1 protein-coding gene is annotated in these 581 nt (G+C 63.2%); it reads left to right on the plus strand.

What is annotated here, in order from left to right; translation table 11 throughout:
- Positions 1 to 581: hypothetical protein (locus tag GY725_25935; GenBank protein MCP4007637.1), on the plus strand; the 581-nt coding region annotated here is incomplete at both ends.

A 581-nucleotide genomic window follows, 5' to 3' on the forward strand; every position in this document is an offset into this window, starting at 1 on the left:
CCTGGAGCCCGCGCTCGCTCAAGACCTCTGTAATCCGAAAAGACTGGAACAGCTACGCGTTCGTGACCCGCTACGACGGCGCTGAGCGGGTGACACAGAGCGGTTTCGGGCAGTGCTGGGCGGACGAGGACGGCCATTGCATCGAGCCCGGCTTGCTGGTGGGCGACAACCAGGTCGCCGACTCCGACCTGCTGGCCAGGGCCGAGTCGCGCTACGACTTCACCTTCGACGCAGCCCAGAACCTGACCAGTCGCCAGCTCACATCCAGCGAGACGCCTGGGTACACCGACGATTTGACGGCTGAGTCCGGCAGGAATCGTCCGGGGAAGATCAACGACGTCACCCTGAAATGGGATGCCAACGGCAACCTGATCGAGAAAGGCGATCTGCGCTTCCACTACGACTATCGCAATCGTCTGCGCAGCGTCGGTCGCCAGGGTGGCGATGGCGAAGAGACGAAAGTCGCGGAATACGAATACGACGCCTTCAACCGCAGAGTCACCAAGAAGGTGTTCGACGGGCCTGACGGGCCGGGGGAGGACGACACGGTCTGGGCGGGCTGGCAAGAGCTCGAGTCCTAC

It is taken from the genome of bacterium (assembly GCA_024226335.1).
Classification (GTDB): Bacteria; Myxococcota_A; UBA9160; order SZUA-336; family SZUA-336; genus JAAELY01.